Origin of the sequence: Pigmentiphaga sp. (assembly GCF_033795525.1) — a bacterium.
Classification (GTDB): domain Bacteria; phylum Pseudomonadota; class Gammaproteobacteria; order Burkholderiales; family Burkholderiaceae_B; genus Pigmentiphaga.
In genome coordinates, this window is record NZ_JARYGM010000017.1 from 1 (window position 1) to 20,140 (window position 20,140).

The following is a 20,140-nucleotide window of genomic DNA, read 5'->3' on the forward strand; positions in this document are numbered from 1 at the left end:
CCCGCTGCGCCTGGCGCTGCGTTGTTTGCGTCGAGACAGTGACTATAGCACGTATCAAAATCCCTATGCAAATCGGCTTCCGGAAAAATCTTTCGCGGCCGAGCTGGCCAGCTACCGTTGTGCCGCGGACCGGCCCGCTGCGCCGCTGCCGCGGGCCCATGCTCATGCCGGAGCGTGATCCAGGCCGATGTCCAACACGCCCACGCTATGCGTCAACCACCCGATCGAGATCAGGTCCACACCCGTGCGTGCCACGCCCGGGGCAGTCTGGGGTGTGATGCGGCCCGAAGCCTCGGTCACCGCCCTGCCTGCCACCCGGCGCACGGCTTCGGCCATCGTTTCAACGCTCATGTTGTCGAGAAGGATGGCGTCCACCTTCAACTCCAGCGCTTCGCCCAATTGCTCGAGGGTGTCGACTTCCAGCTCGATCTTGACCAGGTGTCCCGCCCCGGCCCTCGCCCGCCGTACCGCCTCGGCCACGCCGCCTGCGATCGCCACATGGTTGTCCTTGATCAGCACGGCATCATCCAGGCCGAACCGGTGATTCGAGCCGCCGCCGACACGGACTGCATATTTCTGGACGACCCTCAGGCCCGGCATGGTCTTGCGGGTGCAGACCACCCTGGCCCGGGCGTCGCCGATTGCCTGGACCACCGCGGCCGTCGAAGAAGCGATGCCGCTCATGTGGCACAGGAAATTGAGCGCCGTGCGTTCGGCCGTCAACATGGCGCGGGAGTTTCCCTCCACCATCGCGATCATGTCCCCGGGCTGGATCCGGCTGCCATCGGGCTTGCGCACATCGATCCGGATTGCGGGATCGACGAGGTGGAAAGCGAGCCGGGCCAGATCCATTCCCGCGACCACGCCGGGCTGCCGCGCCACCAGGGCAGTCCGACTCCTATGTCCGGCCGGGACGATGGCGTTGGTGGTCAGGTCCCCAGCTCGGCCCAGATCCTCCAGCAACGCCGTCCGGACCAGGGGCTCGATCATGACCTGGGGCAGCGGCGCGACATCCCACTCTTCGGCGGCGTCGCGGTCATGCAGGCCTGGACTATTTATGCTCATTTTGAGTATTTTCCATTCAAAAAATGACGGGCTAGGCCCGTATTTATGCTAAATATGAGCATAATGCTTGTCAAGCGCTCTCACGCCGTCTTTAACGAAGGTCGCCGCTCAACAAGGTCTGAAAGCGCGGCCGCAACCCAGCCGCCGACCCGCACCAACAGCATATTCATCGCACCAACAGCATATTCATGAGTGAGCCGCCTGCCAGGCATACTCTTGCGAAGGCCGCCCCCTGCTTGGCGGCCGCCGAACACCTGGGCCACCGGAGCCGGCGACGAAGCGATGACGCTTAATTGCCTCGCGCCAGCGGCAGTTTGCTGCCGCTCAGGGCCCGCTCGAGCAGCACATCGCCGCGGAAGCGGAACAGCTTGGCCGGACGGCCCGGCGTCTCGCTGGACAAGGCCCCCGTTTCTTCCACCAGTTGCTGTTGTTCGATGAAACGGCGGAAATTCTGCTTGTGCAATGAACGGCCCGCCAAAGCCTCGACCACCTGCTGCAGTTGCCACAAGGTAAACGTAGGCGGCATCAATTCGAAAACGACCGGGCGGTATTTGATCTTGGCACGCAGACGCGCAATGCCGGTTGCGAGGATACGCCGGTGATCGTGCCGCATGGGCTGCCCGAGCTGAGGCAGCGCGCTCTTGCCGGTCCGGCGCATCGCCTCATGCACCAGCCCTGCCTCGAACAACAATTCATAGCGCTGCAGGACCAGCTCTTCATTCCATGGACGGCCATCCAGGCCGAAGCAGACCGCCACACGTTGCTGCCGGGACCGTTTCTGCGCCCTGTCGGCGGCGCCCTGGACCCATTCGCCCAGCGAAGCCTCGATAAGCCGGTCCAGCTCCCCCTGCGGGGCGCGCCTGTCCTCCCAGGGGAAATACCGGTACCAGCCGTGCCATGCCGCATGCGCGCCCGATACCTGGCCCTGCCGCGTCAATGCCAAATAGCTGATGGATATGACGCGTTGCCCGATATTTTGCTCGGTCCGGTCGCGATCGGCGAAGGTGTAGAGCTGTTCGACGTAGCCAAGGGGATGATGGGTCTGCTCTTCTACCCAGGCGCGCAGGCCTGCCTGCAGCGAGCGATGTCCCGACTCAAATGGGCCGGACGGCAGCATGCGCCCATCGTGCGTGGTCAAGACCAGCGGTTCGGCGTCCGACGCGGCCACGAGGACCGCCACCAGATCAGCCATCAAGGGGTGTTGGACAGCGGCAGTCAAGGGCTTGGAAAGCAACGATGAAAAAACACAGTCCGGATGAGCAGGAACGCCAATGATACAAGCGCGACGTAGAGCAGATGCCCCTTCTTGCCAAAGCGCACGAAGAATGGTGCGTCCCACGAAGCAGGAACAAAACTTGCCACCCTCATCCCTTCCACCTAATGCATACCTACCTTGGAGAGAAGGATGACAACCGCCCAAAAACCGCGCCCGGCTCACGGAGGCCCGACCGACCAGGTCATGTTGCCGCCCGCCAGCCAGCGGAACCTGCCGCTGCCGGGCCGGGAAGCCTCGCGCAGGACCGAAGGCCAGAGCGGCAAAAGCGGGCAGGCCTCCGCCACCAGCCGCCGGGACACGGCCAAGCGCCGCTAGGCCGGACGGGGGAGCATCGGGCGTCATCCCCTCTGAGGCCCCGGTGCCAACCGCCGGGCTTAGTGGCTCATTTCCTGCGCAAGTCGCTCCAGTCCGCCGCGGCGATCGACATGATGGCTGCGAGCCAAGTGACCATCATCGCCAACCAGCCGCTATAGCTGGGGTAGCCCCTGGACAGCACGTAGACGCTGCAGCCTAGCGCCAACAATACCAGCCACGGTGCGCGCCGGCGGTTGTAGCTGCGGCGCGTATCGTCAGGCTGCCGCCGCGGGTCCATGAAAAGTCCCATACATCCTCCGTCAAACAGCGCCGCATTGTAGAAGATCTGGCCGGACGGGCGTGGCGGGACGATACCGGCCCGGCGTCCTTCTACTAGCGGTCGAGCAGCGACATTCCGAGTTGCGCGCGCCGTTGCAGCCAGAGGCTGGGCCGGTACCGCATATCGCCCGTTACGCGGACGATATTGCGCAGGATCTCGACGATGCGGGCCGGGCCCAGCGCATCGCCCATGGCCAGCGGTCCCTGGGGATAGCCGAGCCCCAGCGTAACGGCCCGATCGATATCTTCCGGTGTCGCGATGCGTTGCTGCGCGATCTCGCACGCAATGTTGACGATAGTCGCCACGATGCGCTGGGCCACGAAGCCGGGCGAATCCTCGATCAGCGTGACCGGCGCGCCGTCCGATGAGAACAGAGCCACCGCCGCGTCCCGCCAGCGCGCTTCGGTCAGCGGGGTCGCCATCAGGGTACGCCTACGGCCGATGGGCAGTCCGTGCAGCGTATCGACCGCGACGGTCCGCCGGGCGTCCAGGCCTTCGTCGCAGGCGGCCGTCGTCGCATCTTCCCCGCACGGCGCCACGACGATCAGCGCCTCGTCAGACGGTACGGCCCCGTCCTGTATGCGGGCTTCCATGCCCAAAAGGAGTTCCACAATGGCAGTGCGGGCCTGGGGCCGCACCGCGGACACCCATACCGGGGGCAGGCTTGCGACGGTAGGCGCCGGCGGCTCCGGCTCGATCTGCTTCTTGCCGTCCAGATAGGTATAGAAGCCCTGACCCGTCTTACGGCCGAGCAAACCGCCGGCCAGCCGGACGGTGGTCAACGGCGATGGCCGGAAGCGCGGTTCGTCGAAGAACTGGCGGTAGATGGACTCCATGACAGGGTGCGAGACATCCAGTCCGGTCAGATCCATCAATTCGAACGGTCCCATACGGAAACCGGCCTGCTCGGTCATGACGGCATCGATTTGAGCGCAACTCGCCACGCCCTCCTGCAGCAGCCGCAGTCCTTCGGTATTCAGTCCGCGGCCGGCGTGATTGACGATGAAACCCGGCATGTCCTTGGCACGGACGGGCGTATGCCCCATGCGCCGGGCGAGCTCCGACAGCGCGTCCCCCACCGCGGGATCGCTGCGCAGGCCGTCGATCACCTCGACCACTTTCATCAATGGCACGGGGTTGAAGAAATGGTAGCCGGCCACGCGCGACGGCCGTTGGCAGGCCGACGCAATAGCGGTAATGGAAAGGGACGATGTATTGGAGGCCAGGATGCAGTCGGGACCGACGATGCCTTCCAATTTCCGGAAAAGGTCCTGCTTGATATCAAGCCGTTCAATAATGGCTTCTATCACCAGGCCGCAATCGCGCATTTGCGCGAGGTCGTCGCACAGCGTCAGCGCGCCCAGCGCCGCTTGGGCCTGCGCGGCCTCCATCTTGCCCCTTTGCACCAGCTTGTCCCAGGTTTGCTGCAAGGCCTCGCGTGCCGACGCCAGCGCCGCCTGGGCCGTATCGTACAAGTACACACGCAGCCCGGCCTGGGCGGCGATCTGGGCGATGCCGCGCCCCATGGCGCCCGCCCCGACGATTCCTACGCTATCGATCTGCTTCATGGATATCAGTCTCCCTTCGCGGCCTTCAGGCCGAATGCGCCTTGATAGTCTCGCGCGCAATGACGAGTTGCTGGATCTGCGAAGTGCCTTCGTACAGCCTGAACAGCCGGACGTCACGATAAAAGCGTTCGACGGGATACTCGGAGATGTAGCCCGATCCGCCATGAATCTGTACCGCGCGATCGGCCACCCGCCCCACCATCTCGGTCGCGAACAGCTTGCAGCACGACGCCTCCAGGGTCGTCGGTTCGCCGCGATCGCGCTTGCGTGCCGCATCCAGCACCATGGCCTTGGCCGCATAAGCCTCGGTCTGGCTATCGGCAATCATGGCCTGGATCAGCTGGAAGTCGGCGATCCGTTGTCCGAACTGTTTGCGTTCCGTAGCATAGCGGACGGATTCGGCAATGAGGCGTTCGGCCATGCCGACGCAAACCGCGGAAATATGGAGGCGTCCCTTGTCCAGGACGCGCATTGCGGTACGGAACCCGTTGCCTTCTTCTCCCCCCAGCAACGCACTGGCCGGAATACGGCAATCATCGAACACGACGTCGCAGGTAAGCGCGCCCGCCTGCCCCATTTTCCGGTCAGGCTTGCCGAGCGAGATACCTGGAGTACCGGCCTCGACGAGGAAACACGAAATCGCGCCGGCGCGGTGGCCTTCGCCGGTCCGGGCCATGACCGTGTAGAGGCCGGCGATGGGCGCATTCGTGATGAAGCGCTTGGTGCCATTGAGCACGTAGCCGTCGCCGTCGCGGCGGGCCGACGTGCGCAGCGACAGGGCATCGGACCCCGCTTCCGGTTCGGTCAGCGCGAACGAGCCGATCAGCTCGCCGCTGGCCAGCCGCGGGAGATACCTGGCGCGTTGTTCGTCGGTGCCCGCCAGCACAATGGCCTGGGATCCGATGCCGATATTGGTGCCCGCCAGGGAACGGAAAGCCGGCGAGGTGCGTCCCAGTTCCATGGCGATCAGCACCTCTTCCTCCATGTTCAGGCCCAGGCCGCCGTATTCGGGGGAAATAGACAGGCCGAACAAGCCCAGGGCCTGCATTTCCTCGCGCACGGCATCCGGAATGACGCCCGTTTCGGCGACTTCGGCTTCGAGGGGAACCAGGCGTTCCGTGACGAACTTGCGCGTGGCATCGACCAGCAATGTCAAGGTATCGGCATCCAGCGGCATGAGAGTCCCCTTGGTGCAGCCGGCTCGACGCGCAGGCCGGCGGATAGAAGTTCGAAATAGTCGAGCGAGCTGTTCGGCCGTGCGCGCGGAAAGCCGCAAAGCCCGCCCGCGCCAGCCGTGCGGGACCGGCTGCTGCAGGTCTTATTTCAGGGTCTTGGGCGCCGGGAAGAAATCTTCCAACGTCTGGCCGCGTTCTTTCAAGATCGCCTCCAGCAACGGCTGCAACTTGCCCAGGCTTTCCTGCACCGTTTCGCGGACGGTATCGACGACCACCTGGGTGCTGCGCTCGATCTCGATGTTGAGGCGATCGCCCACCTGCTTTTCCTCGAACGTGGTCATGCGGCGCGTTTCTGGAATCAACCAGACTTCGAACCACCCTTCGGCGCGATCCACCTCGGACACCGTCAGGCTGGCCCCGTTGATGGCGATGTAGCCCTTGGCGAAGATGTACTTGCGGTATTCCGGCGGAATGGCGATCCGCAGGACGCGGTTGGTGTCCGACGAACGGATGCTGTCGATGCTGGTGGAAAAATCCACGTGGCCGGACAACGGGTGGCCGCCGATTTCAGCCCCGTCCTTGGCTGCCCGCTCCACATTGACCCGCGAGCCGGGCCGGTATTCCGACAGCGTCGTCACCTTCAGGCTCTGCAGAATGACGTCGAACCGGGCGACCGTGGGCGAGGCGATTTCCGTCACGGTCAAACACACGCCGTCCACCGAGACGCTGGCGCCGATGGCGAGATCCTGGCCGAAACCAGGCGGAAATTCGAGCGTAAACGTCCGCAGCCCCTCGCGGTCGTCAATGGCGGCAATCCTGGCGGTGCCCTGGATGATTCCGGTAAACACGATATTCCTTTTCTGCTCGAGGACTCCCTGCTGGCCGAGTCCTCGCATTAGTCGTCATGGGCGACAGCTTAACGCGCCGTCGCCTTCCTGCGATTTTTACGCCATTTTTACATCCCCGGCCGCAAGCTATACCCCGTTTTTACGTCGCCGTCCGTACTCTGCCTAGCCTCGGGCAGGCGGACCATCAACCGATCCGCGCCCCAACAAGGAGCCCGCCCCAGCGGGAAAGGCATGGATCTTATTTATTTACTCGGCCTGGTCGCCATGGCGCGCGCGACCGTCATGCTGATTCAGTTCTGCGCGGCGCTCATACAAGGAGATGCATCATGACCTGGCTGCATATGCTCGCCGCCGTCTGCGCCGCGGCCTTGTTCGTCTATCTGCTGTTCGCGCTATTCCAGGCGGAGAAATTCTGATGGACACGAAGCCGCTTCTTCTCCTGGCACTCTACCTAGCGGTATTACTTGCCACCGCCCCGTTCCTGGGCCGCTACATCCGCATCGTCATGGACGACGCCCCGTCACGCTGGACCGCATGGGGACGGCCGCTGGAACGGATCATCTACCGGCTCGCGGGCATCGATGCCCGTGCCGAAACGGACTGGAAGGCCTATGCGCTCGCAGTGGCCGCCTTCAACCTGCTCGGGGTCGTGGCGGTCTACGCACTGCAGCGGGTGCAGCCGTGGCTGCCCTTCAACCCCGCCGGCCTGGCTGCGGTTGCCCCCGACTCGGCCATCAATACCGCGGTCAGCTTCGTCACCAATACCAACTGGCAAGGTTACGCCGGCGAAACGACCATGAGCTACCTGACCCAGATGCTGGGCCTGGGCGTGCAGAATTTCGTGTCGGCGGCCACCGGCATCGCCGTGCTGTTCGCGCTGATGCGTGCCCTGGCCCGGCATGGCGGCAGCAGCGTCGGCAATTTCTGGGCCGACCTGGTCCGGTCGACGCTGTACGTCTTGCTGCCTTTGTCGCTGCTGCTCGCCGTGGTGCTGGTGAGCCAGGGCGTCATCCAGAATCTGGATCCCTACCTGACGGTTCATACGCTGGAGGGACAGGCGCAGACCCTCCCGATGGGACCGGTAGCCTCGCAGGAAGCCATCAAGCTGCTGGGCACGAACGGCGGCGGCTTTTTCAACGCCAACTCGGCCCATCCCTTCGAAAACCCGACGGCCCTCAGTAATTTCCTGGAAATGCTGGCGATCCTGCTGATACCGGCAGCCTTGTGCATGACTTTCGGCGAGCTGGTGGGCAACCGTGGCCAAGGCGTCGCGATCCTGGCCGCCATGGCTGTATTGTTCGTGATCTTCGCGGTCGCCACAGGCTACTTCGAAAGCCAGCCCAACCCCATGCTGGCACAGGCCGCGGGTGATGCGTCTCCACTGGTCGCCGGCAACATGGAAGGGAAAGAAACGCGATTCGGCATCGCCGCCAGCGTACTGTTCGCGGTCGTCACCACGGCGGCGTCGTGTGGCGCGGTCAACGCGATGCACGACTCGCTGACCGCCATGGGCGGTTTCTCGCCCTTGCTGCTGATGCAACTCGGCGAAGTGGTGTTCGGCGGCGTCGGGTCCGGCCTGTACGGCATGCTGGTATTCGCCATCACCGGCGTGTTCATTGCCGGGCTCATGATAGGACGCACGCCGGAGTTCCTGGGCAAGAAGATCGAAAGCCGCGAGATGAAGATGGTCGCCATCGTCCTGCTCGCCACCCCGCTGCTGGTCTTGCTGGGCACCGCTATCGCGGTATCGGTAGCGCCTGGCCGGGCGGGTATTTTCAATCCCGGCATGCACGGATTCTCGGAAGTCCTTTATGCCTTGTCCTCGGCCGCCAACAACAATGGCAGTGCCTTCGCCGGGCTGGCAGCCAACACGCCCTTCTACAACCTATTGCTGGCGCTGGCGATGTGGTGCGGCCGCTTCGCGGTCATCGTGCCGGTGCTGGCGCTGGCCGGGTCGCTGGTGACCAAGCGCAGGATTCCGCCTGGGCCCGGCACGCTTCCCACTGCGGGTCCGCTGTTCGTCGTCCTGCTGGTGGGCACGGTGCTGGCGCTCGGTGCGCTGACCTACATCCCCGCGCTGGCCCTCGGCCCTGTCGCCGAACATTTGCAACCTTGAAAGCCTGGACGGAAATCGCTATGTCTCACTCTCTGGAACCTTCCCTCCCGGGCACCGCAGTGCCGGTACGCCGCCCTTTCGCGGGTCTCTCGTTGCACGCGGCGCTCAAGGAAACCCTGTTCAAGCTGCATCCCTCGGCGCAGATACGCAACCCCGTGATGTTCACGGTCTATGCGGGCAGCATATTGACCACGGGCTTGTGGATAGCCGGCCTGTTCGGCTATGCCGATGCGGGCTCGGGGTTCATGCTCGCCATCGCGGCCTGGCTGTGGTTTACGGTGCTGTTCGCCAACTTCGCGGAAGCCCTGGCCGAAGGCCGGGGCCGCCAACAGGCGGCGGCACTGCGCGGACTGCGCACGACCATCATGGCCCGGGTGGCGCAGGACGTGCCGGCCGGGACCCCGGCCACCCCCGAGGACTATCGTCCCTATCTGGTAGAGCGGGCCTCGGGCAGCCTGCGTAAAGGCGATGTCGTGCTGGTCGAAGCCGGGGGCATCATTCCCGGCGACGGCGAAGTGATTGCCGGCATTGCTTCGGTGGATGAAAGCGCCATTACCGGCGAGTCGGCCCCGGTCATCCGCGAGGCCGGAGGCGACCGCTCGTCGGTGACAGGAGGCACGCGGCTGCTTTCGGACTGGATCATCGCACGCATAGGGGCCGATCCCGGCCAGAGTTTCCTCGATCGCATGATCGCCATGGTGGAAAGCGCCCGCCGCCAGAAAACCCCCAATGAGATCGCGCTCAACATCCTGCTGGCAGGCCTGACGCTCATCTTCCTGCTCGTTGTCGCCACGCTGCTGCCGTTCTCGTTCTTCGCCATTTCCTCGGCGGGACGCGGCACCGTCATCGCGATAACCGCCCTGATCGCCCTGCTGATCTGCCTGATTCCCACGACTATCGGCGGCCTGCTTTCCGCCATAGGCGTGGCGGGCATGAGCCGGATGATGCGCGCCAACGTGATCGCGACTTCCGGGCGCGCGATCGAGGCCGCCGGCGACGTGGACGTGCTGTTGCTGGACAAGACCGGCACGATCACCTACGGCAACCGCCAGGCCAGCGCCTTTCATCCGGCGCCCGGCGTATCGCTCGAGACACTGGCCCGGGCCGCCTGCATGGCTTCCGCCGCGGACGAAACGCCCGAGGGCCGCAGCATCGTCGCGCTGGCTGTCAAGCACCTGGAACATGCGCCGGAGGTGGCACAAGACGCCGTTTTCGTCCCCTTTTCGGCGCATACCCGCATGAGCGGCCTGGACCTGGCTGACCGGCGAATCCGCAAAGGCGCGGTCGATGCCATGGAAGCCTGGCTCGCGGCGCAAGGAATGGTCATGCCTGGCCCGGTCGCGCGGCAGGCCGAGGACTCGGGCCGGCGTGGCAGCACACCGCTGGTGGTCTGCGACGACAGCGGCGCATTGGGCGTCGTGGAACTGAAAGACATCGTCAAGCCCGGCATGCGCGACCGATTCGCCCAACTTCGGCAAATGGGTATCAAGACGGTCATGGTCACGGGCGACAACCCCCTGACCGCAGCCGCCATCGCGGCGGAAGCCGGCGTGGACGATTTTCTTGCCCAGGCCACGCCCGAAGCCAAGCTGGCCCTGATCCGCCGTTACCAGGCCGAGGGCCGCCTGATCGCCATGACCGGAGACGGCACCAACGATGCTCCGGCGCTGGCCCAGGCGGATGTGGCGATGGCGATGAACGGCGGCACCCAGGCAGCCAAGGAAGCGGCCAACATGGTCGACCTGGACTCGGACCCCACCAAACTGATCGAAGTGGTCGAAACCGGCAAGCAAATGCTGATGACGCGCGGGGCGTTGACCACCTTCAGCGTCGCCAACGACCTGGCCAAGTACTTCGCCATCATTCCGGCCGCCTTTGCCGGCGTCTATCCGCAGCTCGCATCGCTCAACATCATGCGCCTGGAATCGCCGACCTCCGCCATTTTGTCCGCGGTCATCTTCAATGCCCTCATCATCATCCTGCTGATTCCGCTGGCGCTGCGCGGCGTGCGCTACCGCCCGCTGGGGGCCGCCACGCTATTGCGCCGCAACCTGTTCGTCTACGGGCTGGGCGGCCTGCTGGCGCCTTTCGCAGGCATCAAACTTATCGACATGGTGCTGGGCGCAGCGGGCCTTGCCTGACCGCCCCGCCGACAGGAGAATCTCATGCACCCCACTTCCGTTGCTGCCAAGCCGCGCCTGCTGCGGCCCGCTCTTGCAGTCTTCGCCACGCTGACCCTCGTTACCGGCCTGGCCTACCCGCTCGCCACGACGGGCATCGCGCACATCCTTTTTCCGGACCAGGCGCGAGGCTCGCTGGTCGACAAACAAGGCGCCGTCGTGGGCTCGGCCTTGATCGGCCAGGCGTTTTCCTCGCCCGGCTATTTCTGGGGCCGTCCTTCCGCCACGGCGGAGCGGCCCTACAACGGGCTGGCCTCCGGCGGCTCCAATCTTGGCCCCAGCCATCCCGAACTGACACGCCTCGCCCGCGAGCGTGCCGAAGCGCTGCGGCAGGCCGACCCCGGCAACCGGGCTCCCATTCCCGTTGAACTGGTCGCCGCCTCAGGCAGCGGGCTGGATCCGCATATCAGCGTCGCCGGCGCTCGCTACCAGGCGGCAAGAGTGGCACGGGCACGCGGAGTGCCGCTGGCCGAAATGGAAAAACTCATCGATGCCCATACGGAGCGGCCTTTCATCGGTATATTGGGCGAACCCGTGGTAAACGTACTTAACCTGAATCTCGCCCTGGACCGCCTGGCGACGCGCTGACCGGCCCGGACGATTGCATGCGATACATGGCATCCGCTGTCCCCGCTCGCCCGGATCCCGATACGCTGCTCCAGCAGCTCGACGCCGCGGCCCGGCCGCCCGCGCGGGGCCGGCTGCGCATCTATTTCGGCGCCTCGGCCGGCGTGGGCAAGACCTACGCCATGCTGGAAGCGGCCAGGCAGCAGCTGCGCCAAGGCGCCGACGTCGTCGCGGGCATCATCGAGACACATGGACGCAAGGAAACGCAAGCCTTGCTCGATGGAATCCCCGCCCTGCCGCCGGCCCAGGTTCCTTACCGCGACCGCACGCTCAAGGAATTCGACCTGGACGGGGCCCTCGCCCGGCGTCCCGCCCTGGTACTGGTCGACGAATTGGCACATTCGAACGCGCCCGGGTCCCGGCACGCCAAGCGCTGGCAGGATGTCCAGGAACTGCTGGCCGCCGGCATCGAAGTATGGACCACGCTGAACGTGCAGCACCTGGACAGCCTGAACGAGGCGGTCGGCGGCATTACCGGCGTGCGGATCCGGGAAACCGTTCCCGATGATGTCTTCGACGCCGCGGACGAAGTCATCCTGGTGGATACCTCTGCCGACGAATTGCTGCGCCGGCTCAAGCAAGGCAAGGTCTACCTTCCCGATCAAGCCCAGCAGGCCGCGGGCAATTTCTTTCGCAAAGGCAACCTCATCGCGCTGCGCGAGCTGGCGCTGCGCCGCACGGCCGAACACGTGGACGACGACGTGCAGGCGTATCGCCTGGACCGCGCCATCACGGATATCTGGCGCACGCGCGAAGCCGTATTGGCCTGTGTCGCTGCGGACGATGCGGGCCACGTGGTCCGCAATGCGCACCGCCTCGCGCAGCAATTGGATTGCGAACTGCACGTGGTGACCATCGAAACCCTACGGGTCCACCCCACGTCGGCGGCGCGGCAGGACCACTTGCGCCGCGTGCTGGCCCACGCGGAAACACTGGGCGCCCGGACCGAAATCGTAGCCGGCACCGACATGGTGGAAGCCGTGGTGCGATATGTGCGGCGCCACAACATTACGAAAGTCGTGATTGGCCGCACCATGCCCGGCGGGCTGCGCGGCCTGCGGCTCTCGCTGTCCAGCCTGCTTTCGCGCCTGCTCGCGCCGGGATGGATCTGGCATCGGCACAGCTTTGCCGACCTGCTCGCCGCCGGTTGCCCTGAAATCGACGTCATTCGCGTCGCCGCGCCGCCCCTCCCCTCGCCCATGGCTGCGGCTCTTGCCGGACGCACGGGCCAGGAGCCGGCCTCCAGCCGCCGGTTCAAGGATTACGCCTGGGCACTGGTCTATTGCGGTGTCGCCGCCGGCGTCTCGTCGCTGGCCTTCCCTTTGCTGCACCAGACCAACATCGTCATGCTGTTCCTGCTGGCGGTCATAGGCGTGGCGTTGCGCCACGGGCGCGGTCCGGCCGCCCTGGCCTCGCTCGTCAGCGTCGGCCTGTTCGACTTCCTGTTCGTGCAGCCGCGGTGGTCCTTCGCCGTGTCCGACATTCAATATGTGCTGACCTTCCTGGTCCTGCTGGCGGTGGGCCTGGTCATCGGGCAATTGACCGCCGGCCTGCGCCTGCAGGCCGAGACCTCGGTCCGGCGTGAAGGCGAGGCGCGCGGGCTGTACGAATTCGCGCGCGAGTTGTCCTCCGCCCTGCAGCCGGAACAGATCGTCGAGGCCACCGCCGCCTACGTGCGGGCGGCATTCGATACCTCCTGCGTGCTGTATGTGCTAGATGCCGAGGACCGCCTGTTTCCGGTCACGCAGGGCAACCCGGTACCAGGCCTGGAGCCGGCCCTGGCCCAGTGGGCCTACGATCACGAGCAGGCTGCGGGCGCGGGCACGGCTACCGTATCGACCAGCCCCTTCTACTATCTTCCCCTGCGCGCCTCCATGCGGACGCGGGGCGTCCTGGCCATCGCCTGCGCAGGCAGACCGGAGTTGAGCGATCCCGAAAGCCGCAGGCAGATGGCCGCCTACGGAACCTTGATCGGCATCGCGCTGGAACGCCTCCACTACGTCGAAGTTGCCCAGCATGCGCTGCTCAACGTCGAAGCGGAAAAACTGCGCAACTCGCTGCTGGCCGCAGTTTCCCATGACCTGCGGACCCCGCTCACCAGCCTCGTGGGCACGGCGGAGACACTCGCCCGCCACCGCCCCGAGCTGCCGGCGGCCGTGCGCGAGCAGTTGCACGGACTCACGGTGCAGGCGCGCCGCATGCACGCGATGGTCGGCAACATCCTCGACATGGCAAGGCTGCAAAGCGGTGAAACGCCGTTGCATCGGGAATGGCAATCCATCGAAGAACTGGTGGGATCGGCGCTGGCCTCGCTGCGCGAGGCGTTCGGCCGCCGGCGGGTCATAGTAGAGCGCCTGTCCGACTTGCCGCTGGTCGAGTGCGACGGGGTCCTGATCGAACGCGTGCTGTGCAATCTGCTCGAGAACGCGATCAAGTACACGCCGGAAACGAGCACTATCCAGATCTCGGCCGGCGTACGCGGCCACGACCTGGTCACCATGGTCACCGACGACGGGCCCGGCGTGCCGCCCGAGGCCGCGACTCGCATCTTCGACAAATTCACGCGGGGCGAACGCGAATCCTCGACTGCCGGCGTGGGCCTGGGACTGGCCGTATGCCAGGCGATCATTCGTGCCCACCGCGGCGATATCCGGCTGGAGACCCCACCGGACGGGCACGGCGCCCGCTTTGCCTTTACCCTGCCTTTGGGTACCCCGCCTGCATTGCAAACCGAACCGGATCATCCATGTTCGAGTATCGACCCAACATCCTGATCATCGAGGACGATCCGGCCATCCGCCGCTTCGTACGCACCGCGCTGGAAGCCGAAGGCGCCACGATCGCGGAAGCGCAAACCGTCGCGCGCGGACTGGTCGAAGCCGGAACGCGCCACCCGGACCTCGTCATCCTCGACCTGGGCCTGCCGGATGCCGATGGCATGACCTTGATCCGCGAGCTGCGCGGATGGACCGAAGTCCCGGTGCTGGTACTGTCCGCCCGGGATGCCGAAGCCGACAAGATCGGCGCCCTGGATGCCGGCGCTGACGACTACCTGAGCAAACCCTTCGGTGTCGGCGAACTGCTGGCGCGAGCACGCGTCCTGCTGCGCCGCCATGGCCGTGGCGGCGCCGGGCAGCCTCCGGAAATCCGGTTCGGCGACATTACGGTCGATTTCTCCACCCGCACCGTGCTGCGCAACGGCGTGCCGGTACACCTGACCAACCGCGAATACCGCCTGCTCGCCCTGCTGGCCGCGCACCGCGGCAAGGTCATGACGCACCGCGAATTGCTGCGCGAAATCTGGGGTCCGGCCTACGTCGGCAACAATCACTATCTGCGCATCTATATGGGCCACCTGCGGCAGAAGCTGGAAGCCGATCCCGCTCAGCCCGTCTATCTGCTGACCGAAGTCGGCGTAGGCTACCGCTTCGCGGCTTGAAGCGGCCGATTGTTGGGAAAATTTGAAAGGTCATTTCCGATCCGGCTCTATTTAAAGCAACGCCGGCGCATCCATCTCCAAAGCACGGCGGTTGATCGTTCCGATCCAGCTGCCACCCCAACCAACTTTGGAGATATGCACATGAAAGCCCTGACCACCACCGCCCTCATCGCCGCCAGCCTGATAAGCGCGTCCGCTTACGCCGGGCAAGGCAGCAGCCAAGCCGCCAACGACTTTCCACCGCCCCCGATTTCCACCACCCACGAATTGACGCGTGCGCAGGTGCTGGCGGAACTGGCGCAAGCCAAGGCCAACGGCGGCATCGAGTACGGGCACGAAGGCTTCCCGGACCAGGCAAGGTCGCAGGCGGAACGCCCCATGGATCGCGCCCAGGTCGTCGAGGAACTCAAGCGGTTCGAAGCAGCGCACCGCGCCGGCGGTCCCGGCGAATATCCGGCCAATCTGTAAGCGGGCAGGAGTAAATGGGTCGCCGCTACGGCGCCCATCGCTCCGCGGGCGCTCCCAGCAGGCGGGACAACTCGTGCCCCTTGGCACGCAGCGCCCGTATTTGCGGACTCCTGGCGCGCGTATCGAGCAACGACGCGGGCGAAGTAATCGTCAGGCCGTAGGCCACTTCCCCGTGCGTGTTCCATACCGGCACGCTGACGGCAAGATAAGTCGGCAAGGCCCTGAGCTCCACCAGGGCGTAGCCGCGCGCGAGAACATCGGCACGGATCTTTTCCAGGCGCCCCTGGGCCTCGCGCAGGTTGCGGAAAACGCCATCGGCCTTCAGCTCGCGCGCAAGCACCGGCAAGGCCATCGCGTCGGGAAGATAGGCCGCAAAGACATGGCCCGCGGCCGTATGCAGCATTTCCACGGGCCCGTTGCGCAGGTCGAATACGCGGCCGCGTACCGCCGATTGATTGAAAAGAATGACCGGGCCATTGCTCCAGATGACCACGGCGACCCCCAGCCCGGTTTCCTCGCTGAGCTGTGAGGCCGCCGTGCGCACCAATTCAAAGTGATCGACGTCGCGTGCCGCCGTCATGCCGAGCGCCGCCAGGCTGGGACCGAGCCGGTACATTCCCCGGCCCTCGCTCTTGACCATGCCGGTGCGCACGAAACTCGTCAGATAGTTGTGCGCCGCGCTGGGCGCAATGCCGGCACGGGACGCCACGTCCTTCAAGGCGACCGCGCCGGGCCCCATCTGGATGGCCACGAGAATGCGGTAGCCCGTTTCGATGGACTGGATGCCGCGCGGGCCGGGGCCCGCCGATGCAACGCCCGCCTTGCCTGGAGTCATGAAGCGAAAAGTCCTCGAAGAACGTAAAGCAAAAGTCCGCCGCACGGGATGCCGCGCGCGTTGCCGGCTCCGGCTATTGACACGCGATTCCCGCCTTCCCTACTATCAATTAAACAATATCAAAAAATTCAACAATAATGAATTTCGGGAGACTGCCGGCATAGTAACCCTGCTGCCCGCGCTGCCACGCGCTCGTTGCACAACCTGCCTTTCACCTGCCGGATCACCCACCTACTCGAGGGAAACCCATGAAGTTTGCTGTCTTCGATCACATGGACCGCGGTACGGTCTCGCTCTCGCAGCAGTACGAGGATAGGCTGGCATTGACCGAAGCCTACGACCGCGCCGGATTCCATGCCTACCACGTGGCCGAACACCACTCCACGCCGCTGGGCATCGCGCCCTCCCCGAGCGTGTACCTGTCGGCGGTGGCCCAGCGCACACGGCGCCTGCGTTTCGGCCCGCTGGTCTATACCTTGAGCGTGCACCACCCACTGCGCGTACTCGAGGAAATCTGCATGCTGGACCAAATGAGCCGCGGGCGCCTGGAGGTCGGCTTCGGCCGGGGGGTGTCCCCCTACGAGCTGGGCTACTACGGCGTCGACGCCGCCCAGTCGCAAGGCATCTACCACGAGTCCTACCAGATCATCATGCAGGGGTTGACCCAGCCGACGGTCAACTTCCAGGGCAAGCACTTCGATCTGCGCGACGTGCCGGTCGAACTGCAATGCGTGCAGCAACCCACGCCGCCTATCTGGTACGGGGCCGGTACGCCCGCCGCGGCCCAATGGGCCGCCTCGCAAGGCATCAACATCGTCTGCAACGGCACGGCGGCCCAGGTGCGCGCGATTACCGACCAGTATCGTGCCCACTGGGCCGAACTGGGCCGAACGCCAGATGCCCTTCCTTTCATGGGCGTGAGCCGCCACGTCGTAGTCGCCGACAGCGATGCCGAGGCGCTGGAGGCGGCGCGCCGGGCGTACCGGCGTTGGTACGCCCACCTGATGCACCTTTGGGTCAAGCATGGAACGCGGCCGCAGACGCTCTCGTTCCCGGACAATTTCGACGATGCGCAGCGCGCCGGCCTGGGGATCGCGGGATCGCCGTCCACGGTACGGGCATGGATTGCGTCGACTGCCGCGGAAACCGGTGTCAATTATTTCGTCTGCCGCCTGGCCTTCGGCGACCTGACTCGCAGCGAAGCGCTGCATTCGGCGCGCCTGTTCGGAGAACAGGTATTGCCGGCCCTGTCCGAACCCGCCCCCACGGCGGCGTGAAACCACACCGACATAACGACAACATCCCGAGGAGACACACATGAAGTCCCTGCTCCACTTGCTGGCAGCACTCGCCATCGCGGGCGGCCCCGCCGTCCAGGCGCAATCCTGGCCGCAGAAGCCGGTACGCGTCGTACTGCCCGGCCCGCCCGGCAGCAGTCCCGACCGCATCACTCGCCTGCTGGCCGAGCATCTGAATAAAAAATGGAACCAGCCGGTAGTGGTCGAAAACCGGCCAGGCGGCACGACCCGCATCGGCGCGGAAATCGTGGCCCGGGCAGCGCCGGACGGCTATACCCTGCTGTCGACCTTCGTATCCCACGGCATGGTGAAGCTGCTCTATCCGGAAACGCCCTACGACCCGATTACCGACTTCGCGCCGGTCGCCCAGCTCGTGGATACCGAAGCAGCCCTGGTCGTACGTTCCGATTCCCCGTACAAGACCCTGGGCCAGTTGGTGGAAGGGGTCAAGAAACGCGGCCGCCCGCTGGAAATCGGCAATTTCGGAAACGGCTCCAGCTTCCACTTCTATAGCCTCATCCTGGGCCAGGGCACCGGCGTCAACGTGCTGCCGGTGCCCTACAAGGGCGAAGCGCTTTCGCTCACCGACATGATGGGCGGCCACGTCGAGGCCAGCTTCAACTCGGTGGGTACGGCCCTGCCGCACATCCGCGACGGCCGCGTACGCGCCCTTGCCGTGATGGCGCCCCAGCGCTCGCGGGTCCTGCCCGACGTCCCCACCTTCATCGAACTGGGACTGCCTCGCCTGCGGGCGGGCGGCTGGTTCGGCGTCCTGGCGCCGGCAGGCACGCCCCAACCCGTCATCGACAAGATACGCACCGATATCCAGGCCATCCTGCGCGAACCGGAAGTCACCAAATGGCTACGCGATCAAGGGCTCGAGCCCACGTTCGAAAGCTCGGAAGCCTTCGGCCAGTCCATGAAGCGCGAGGCGGTGGAGTGGCAGAAACTCATCAAGGAGTTCAAGGTTTCGGTCAACTGAAACCGGCGCTGGTGGCCTGCGGCGCCGCCAGGACGGCACGCCGCGGCAGCCGCAGCGACACGGCTGCGGCGATCACCAGCAGCGTGCCTGCGGCGCCGAACGACACCCAGTGCGTCCCGAAAGTCTCGTAGCCCCATCCCCCCAGCCACGAGCTGATCATGCCGCCCACCTGGTGGCCGAGATAGGTCAAGCCGTACAGGACGCCCACCCGCCGCACGCCGTAGACGTCCGCCAGGATGGCCGACGAGAGGGCGATGCTGCCGGCCCATACGATGCCGCCCAATGCGGCAGCGGCATAGAGCTCCCAGTGGGCACCGACCATGACCAGCGCGAAGAACCCCAGGCCCCGTACCAGGTAGATCGTGGCCAGGATATCGCGCCGGGGCAGCACGTCGGCCAGCCTTCCCAGCACCAGCGTGCTGAACACCGCCACCGCGCCAATCAGGCCGATGCCAAGCGAACTGGTCATCGCATCGAAGCCATGGTCCATCAGCATCGGAACGCCGTGCGAACCGAGCAGGTTCATGCTGAAGCCGCACGCGAACAGGCCCAGCGCGACTTGCCAGAACGGCGCTGTCCGCAACGCGTCGCTTACCCGCGCGAGCGAAGCCGATTGGTTGCGCTGGGCCGCCAGCGCCGCCCGCGCGGCCACGTCCTCGGGGCGCAAGTCGCTTTCCGGCGGCGCGTTGTCCCGGAAAATAAACAAGGCAGCCGGAATCGTGAACAACGCGAAAGCCGCGGCGAACACCAACAGCGTTGCGCGCCACCCCAGCCACTCGATGAACGACGTGAACACCGGCGTCATCAGCGCGATACCCGCCATCGAGCCGGTAGAAAGAAAGAACAGCGCCATTCCGCGCTGACGCGTAAACCAGCGGCTGAGTATAGGCGTGAGCGCCACCGGACTGGTCAGCCCGAGCCCCAACGACAGCCCGACACCGAAGGCCAGGAAGAACATCACCGGATCGTGCGCGAGCACCGTTGCGATGGATGACGCCACCACCACGACCATGCCGGTAAGCAACACGAAACGCGTCCCGCGCGTACCTACCAGATGGCCCGCCAAGGGCATCGCCAAGCCGTAGCACAGCATTCCGATGGCCACGATGCCGGCCAGCTCGCTGCGGCTGAAGCCGAGGTCCTCGATGATGGGAAGGAAGAACGGGCCGATGCCCATGCGCATACCGACCGTCAAAAGCGTCAGCACCGTGGACGCCGCCACGATCGTCCAGCCGAAATACCAGTTGCCTATGCGACGCACGGCTTGTCCCCTTTTATCGAACCCCTTGTCGTTCAGCGGGTGCGCGCGCGCGGCAACCCCGCGCGTGAAAGGATACCCGATCCCGACAGCCGGACCCGGCCTGGCGGTTCAGAGGCTGGAACGCAGCAAGAACACCTAGACCGGCCGCGCTACAGGCCTCCTGCCTGCGTATCGTGGTAGTCGTTCAAGGCTGTAAGGGCTTGATTGCGTGCCAGCGTCTCGGCTTCGACCAGGGCGGTCCAGCGCTCCCAACACGCGGGCTTCAGGATATCCTGCTCGGCGAAATAGATCTGCATCTCGGCATGCGCTTGTTCCCACACACGCATGGCCTCCTGCACTTCGTTGATGTCAGCGGGCATGGCGGCCTC

19 protein-coding genes are annotated in these 20,140 nt (G+C 65.3%); 10 read left to right on the forward strand and 9 right to left on the reverse strand.

Annotated elements, in window-relative coordinates; translation table 11 throughout:
- Nucleotides 1–162: 162 nt before the first annotated feature.
- Both nadC and QHC78_RS20450 read right to left on the reverse strand, forming a co-directional pair.
- Nucleotides 163–1,065, reverse strand: coding sequence for a carboxylating nicotinate-nucleotide diphosphorylase (gene nadC / locus QHC78_RS20445; RefSeq protein WP_319747896.1), 903 nt, complete (start codon nt 1,063–1,065; stop codon nt 163–165).
- Between the two features lie 289 nt (nt 1,066–1,354).
- Nucleotides 1,355–2,257 (reverse strand): NUDIX hydrolase, encoded by a 903-nt coding sequence (locus QHC78_RS20450; protein ID WP_319747964.1) that lies wholly within the window; start codon nt 2,255–2,257, stop codon nt 1,355–1,357.
- 213 nt (nt 2,258–2,470) lie between these two features.
- Between QHC78_RS20450 and QHC78_RS20455 the strand changes: the two genes are divergently transcribed.
- Entirely contained in the window at nt 2,471–2,656 is a 186-nt protein-coding gene (locus tag QHC78_RS20455; protein ID WP_319747898.1) for a hypothetical protein, read from the forward strand.
- A gap of 67 nt (nt 2,657–2,723) precedes the next feature.
- Here QHC78_RS20455 and QHC78_RS20460 read toward each other — a convergent pair whose 3' ends face one another.
- From QHC78_RS20460 to QHC78_RS20475, 4 genes are all read right to left on the reverse strand, one after another.
- Nucleotides 2,724–2,945, reverse strand: a complete 222-nt coding sequence (locus QHC78_RS20460) for a hypothetical protein (RefSeq protein ID WP_319747900.1) — start codon at nt 2,943–2,945, stop codon at nt 2,724–2,726.
- Nucleotides 2,946–3,028: 83 nt separating this feature from the next.
- Nucleotides 3,029–4,543: a 3-hydroxyacyl-CoA dehydrogenase gene (locus QHC78_RS20465; RefSeq protein WP_319747902.1), complete on the reverse strand. Its 1,515-nt coding sequence runs from the start codon at nt 4,541–4,543 to the stop codon at nt 3,029–3,031.
- Nucleotides 4,544–4,568: 25 nt separating this feature from the next.
- Nucleotides 4,569–5,720: an acyl-CoA dehydrogenase family protein gene (locus QHC78_RS20470; protein ID WP_319747903.1), complete on the reverse strand. Its 1,152-nt coding sequence runs from the start codon at nt 5,718–5,720 to the stop codon at nt 4,569–4,571.
- Between the two features lie 141 nt (nt 5,721–5,861).
- Complete coding sequence (locus QHC78_RS20475) at nt 5,862–6,566, reverse strand: riboflavin synthase subunit alpha (protein ID WP_319747905.1); 705 nt, start codon at nt 6,564–6,566, stop codon at nt 5,862–5,864.
- 326 nt (nt 6,567–6,892) lie between these two features.
- Here QHC78_RS20475 and kdpF point away from each other — a divergent pair, with 326 nt between their 5' ends.
- From kdpF to QHC78_RS20510, 7 genes are all read left to right on the forward strand, one after another.
- Nucleotides 6,893–6,982 (forward strand): K(+)-transporting ATPase subunit F, encoded by a 90-nt coding sequence (kdpF, locus tag QHC78_RS20480; protein WP_319747907.1) that lies wholly within the window; start codon nt 6,893–6,895, stop codon nt 6,980–6,982.
- A complete protein-coding gene (gene kdpA, locus QHC78_RS20485; RefSeq protein WP_319747909.1) occupies nt 6,982–8,682 on the forward strand; it encodes a potassium-transporting ATPase subunit KdpA in 1,701 nt (566 codons plus the stop codon). The genes kdpF and kdpA overlap by 1 nt, the downstream gene beginning before the upstream one ends.
- Nucleotides 8,683–8,702: 20 nt before the next feature.
- The gene (kdpB, locus tag QHC78_RS20490) at nt 8,703–10,823 is read left to right on the forward strand and encodes a potassium-transporting ATPase subunit KdpB (protein WP_319747910.1); all 2,121 of its coding nucleotides are present in this window, start codon (nt 8,703–8,705) and stop codon (nt 10,821–10,823) included.
- A gap of 24 nt (nt 10,824–10,847) precedes the next feature.
- Entirely contained in the window at nt 10,848–11,450 is a 603-nt protein-coding gene (kdpC, locus tag QHC78_RS20495) for a potassium-transporting ATPase subunit KdpC (RefSeq protein WP_319747912.1), read from the forward strand.
- Nucleotides 11,451–11,476: 26 nt separating this feature from the next.
- Entirely contained in the window at nt 11,477–14,263 is a 2,787-nt protein-coding gene (locus QHC78_RS20500) for a sensor histidine kinase KdpD (protein ID WP_319747914.1), read from the forward strand.
- Nucleotides 14,236–14,928: a two-component system response regulator KdpE gene (gene kdpE / locus QHC78_RS20505; protein ID WP_319747916.1), complete on the forward strand. Its 693-nt coding sequence runs from the start codon at nt 14,236–14,238 to the stop codon at nt 14,926–14,928. The genes QHC78_RS20500 and kdpE overlap by 28 nt, the downstream gene beginning before the upstream one ends.
- 141 nt (nt 14,929–15,069) lie before the next feature.
- Nucleotides 15,070–15,396, forward strand: coding sequence for a DUF4148 domain-containing protein (locus tag QHC78_RS20510; protein WP_319747918.1), 327 nt, complete (start codon nt 15,070–15,072; stop codon nt 15,394–15,396).
- A 25-nt stretch (nt 15,397–15,421) separates the two neighbouring features.
- Here QHC78_RS20510 and QHC78_RS20515 read toward each other — a convergent pair whose 3' ends face one another.
- Nucleotides 15,422–16,231, reverse strand: coding sequence for an IclR family transcriptional regulator (locus tag QHC78_RS20515; RefSeq protein WP_319747920.1), 810 nt, complete (start codon nt 16,229–16,231; stop codon nt 15,422–15,424).
- Nucleotides 16,232–16,479: 248 nt separating this feature from the next.
- Here QHC78_RS20515 and QHC78_RS20520 point away from each other — a divergent pair, with 248 nt between their 5' ends.
- A complete protein-coding gene (locus tag QHC78_RS20520) occupies nt 16,480–17,508 on the forward strand; it encodes an LLM class flavin-dependent oxidoreductase (protein ID WP_319747922.1) in 1,029 nt (342 codons plus the stop codon).
- Nucleotides 17,509–17,548: 40 nt separating this feature from the next.
- Nucleotides 17,549–18,511, forward strand: a complete 963-nt coding sequence (locus QHC78_RS20525) for a Bug family tripartite tricarboxylate transporter substrate binding protein (protein ID WP_319747924.1) — start codon at nt 17,549–17,551, stop codon at nt 18,509–18,511.
- On the opposite strand, the gene QHC78_RS20530 is transcribed toward QHC78_RS20525, so the two are convergent.
- On the reverse strand, nt 18,504–19,772 hold the full coding sequence (locus QHC78_RS20530) for an MFS transporter (RefSeq protein ID WP_319747926.1): 1,269 nt from the start codon (nt 19,770–19,772) through the stop codon (nt 18,504–18,506). The genes QHC78_RS20525 and QHC78_RS20530 overlap by 8 nt on opposite strands.
- 149 nt (nt 19,773–19,921) lie before the next feature.
- A complete protein-coding gene (locus tag QHC78_RS20535) occupies nt 19,922–20,131 on the reverse strand; it encodes a hypothetical protein (protein ID WP_319747928.1) in 210 nt (69 codons plus the stop codon).
- Nucleotides 20,132–20,140 lie beyond the last annotated feature (9 nt).

Excerpts from the sequence above, each read along its gene's own strand:
- nadC (WP_319747896.1), bottom strand. The coding sequence starts at position 1,065 with ATGAGCATAAATAGTCCAGGCCTGCATGACCGCGACGCCGCCGAAGAG.
- QHC78_RS20450 (WP_319747964.1), bottom strand. The coding sequence starts at position 2,257 with ATGGCTGATCTGGTGGCGGTCCTCGTGGCCGCGTCGGACGCCGAACCG.
- QHC78_RS20455 (WP_319747898.1), top strand. The coding sequence starts at position 2,471 with ATGACAACCGCCCAAAAACCGCGCCCGGCTCACGGAGGCCCGACCGAC.
- QHC78_RS20460 (WP_319747900.1), bottom strand. The coding sequence starts at position 2,945 with ATGGGACTTTTCATGGACCCGCGGCGGCAGCCTGACGATACGCGCCGC.
- QHC78_RS20465 (WP_319747902.1), bottom strand. The coding sequence starts at position 4,543 with ATGAAGCAGATCGATAGCGTAGGAATCGTCGGGGCGGGCGCCATGGGG.
- QHC78_RS20470 (WP_319747903.1), bottom strand. The coding sequence starts at position 5,720 with ATGCCGCTGGATGCCGATACCTTGACATTGCTGGTCGATGCCACGCGC.
- kdpF (WP_319747907.1), top strand. The coding sequence starts at position 6,893 with ATGACCTGGCTGCATATGCTCGCCGCCGTCTGCGCCGCGGCCTTGTTC.
- kdpA (WP_319747909.1), top strand. The coding sequence starts at position 6,982 with ATGGACACGAAGCCGCTTCTTCTCCTGGCACTCTACCTAGCGGTATTA.
- kdpB (WP_319747910.1), top strand. The coding sequence starts at position 8,703 with ATGTCTCACTCTCTGGAACCTTCCCTCCCGGGCACCGCAGTGCCGGTA.
- kdpC (WP_319747912.1), top strand. The coding sequence starts at position 10,848 with ATGCACCCCACTTCCGTTGCTGCCAAGCCGCGCCTGCTGCGGCCCGCT.
- QHC78_RS20500 (WP_319747914.1), top strand. The coding sequence starts at position 11,477 with ATGGCATCCGCTGTCCCCGCTCGCCCGGATCCCGATACGCTGCTCCAG.
- kdpE (WP_319747916.1), top strand. The coding sequence starts at position 14,236 with ATGTTCGAGTATCGACCCAACATCCTGATCATCGAGGACGATCCGGCC.
- QHC78_RS20510 (WP_319747918.1), top strand. The coding sequence starts at position 15,070 with ATGAAAGCCCTGACCACCACCGCCCTCATCGCCGCCAGCCTGATAAGC.
- QHC78_RS20515 (WP_319747920.1), bottom strand. The coding sequence starts at position 16,231 with ATGACTCCAGGCAAGGCGGGCGTTGCATCGGCGGGCCCCGGCCCGCGC.
- QHC78_RS20520 (WP_319747922.1), top strand. The coding sequence starts at position 16,480 with ATGAAGTTTGCTGTCTTCGATCACATGGACCGCGGTACGGTCTCGCTC.
- QHC78_RS20525 (WP_319747924.1), top strand. The coding sequence starts at position 17,549 with ATGAAGTCCCTGCTCCACTTGCTGGCAGCACTCGCCATCGCGGGCGGC.
- QHC78_RS20535 (WP_319747928.1), bottom strand. The coding sequence starts at position 20,131 with ATGCCCGCTGACATCAACGAAGTGCAGGAGGCCATGCGTGTGTGGGAA.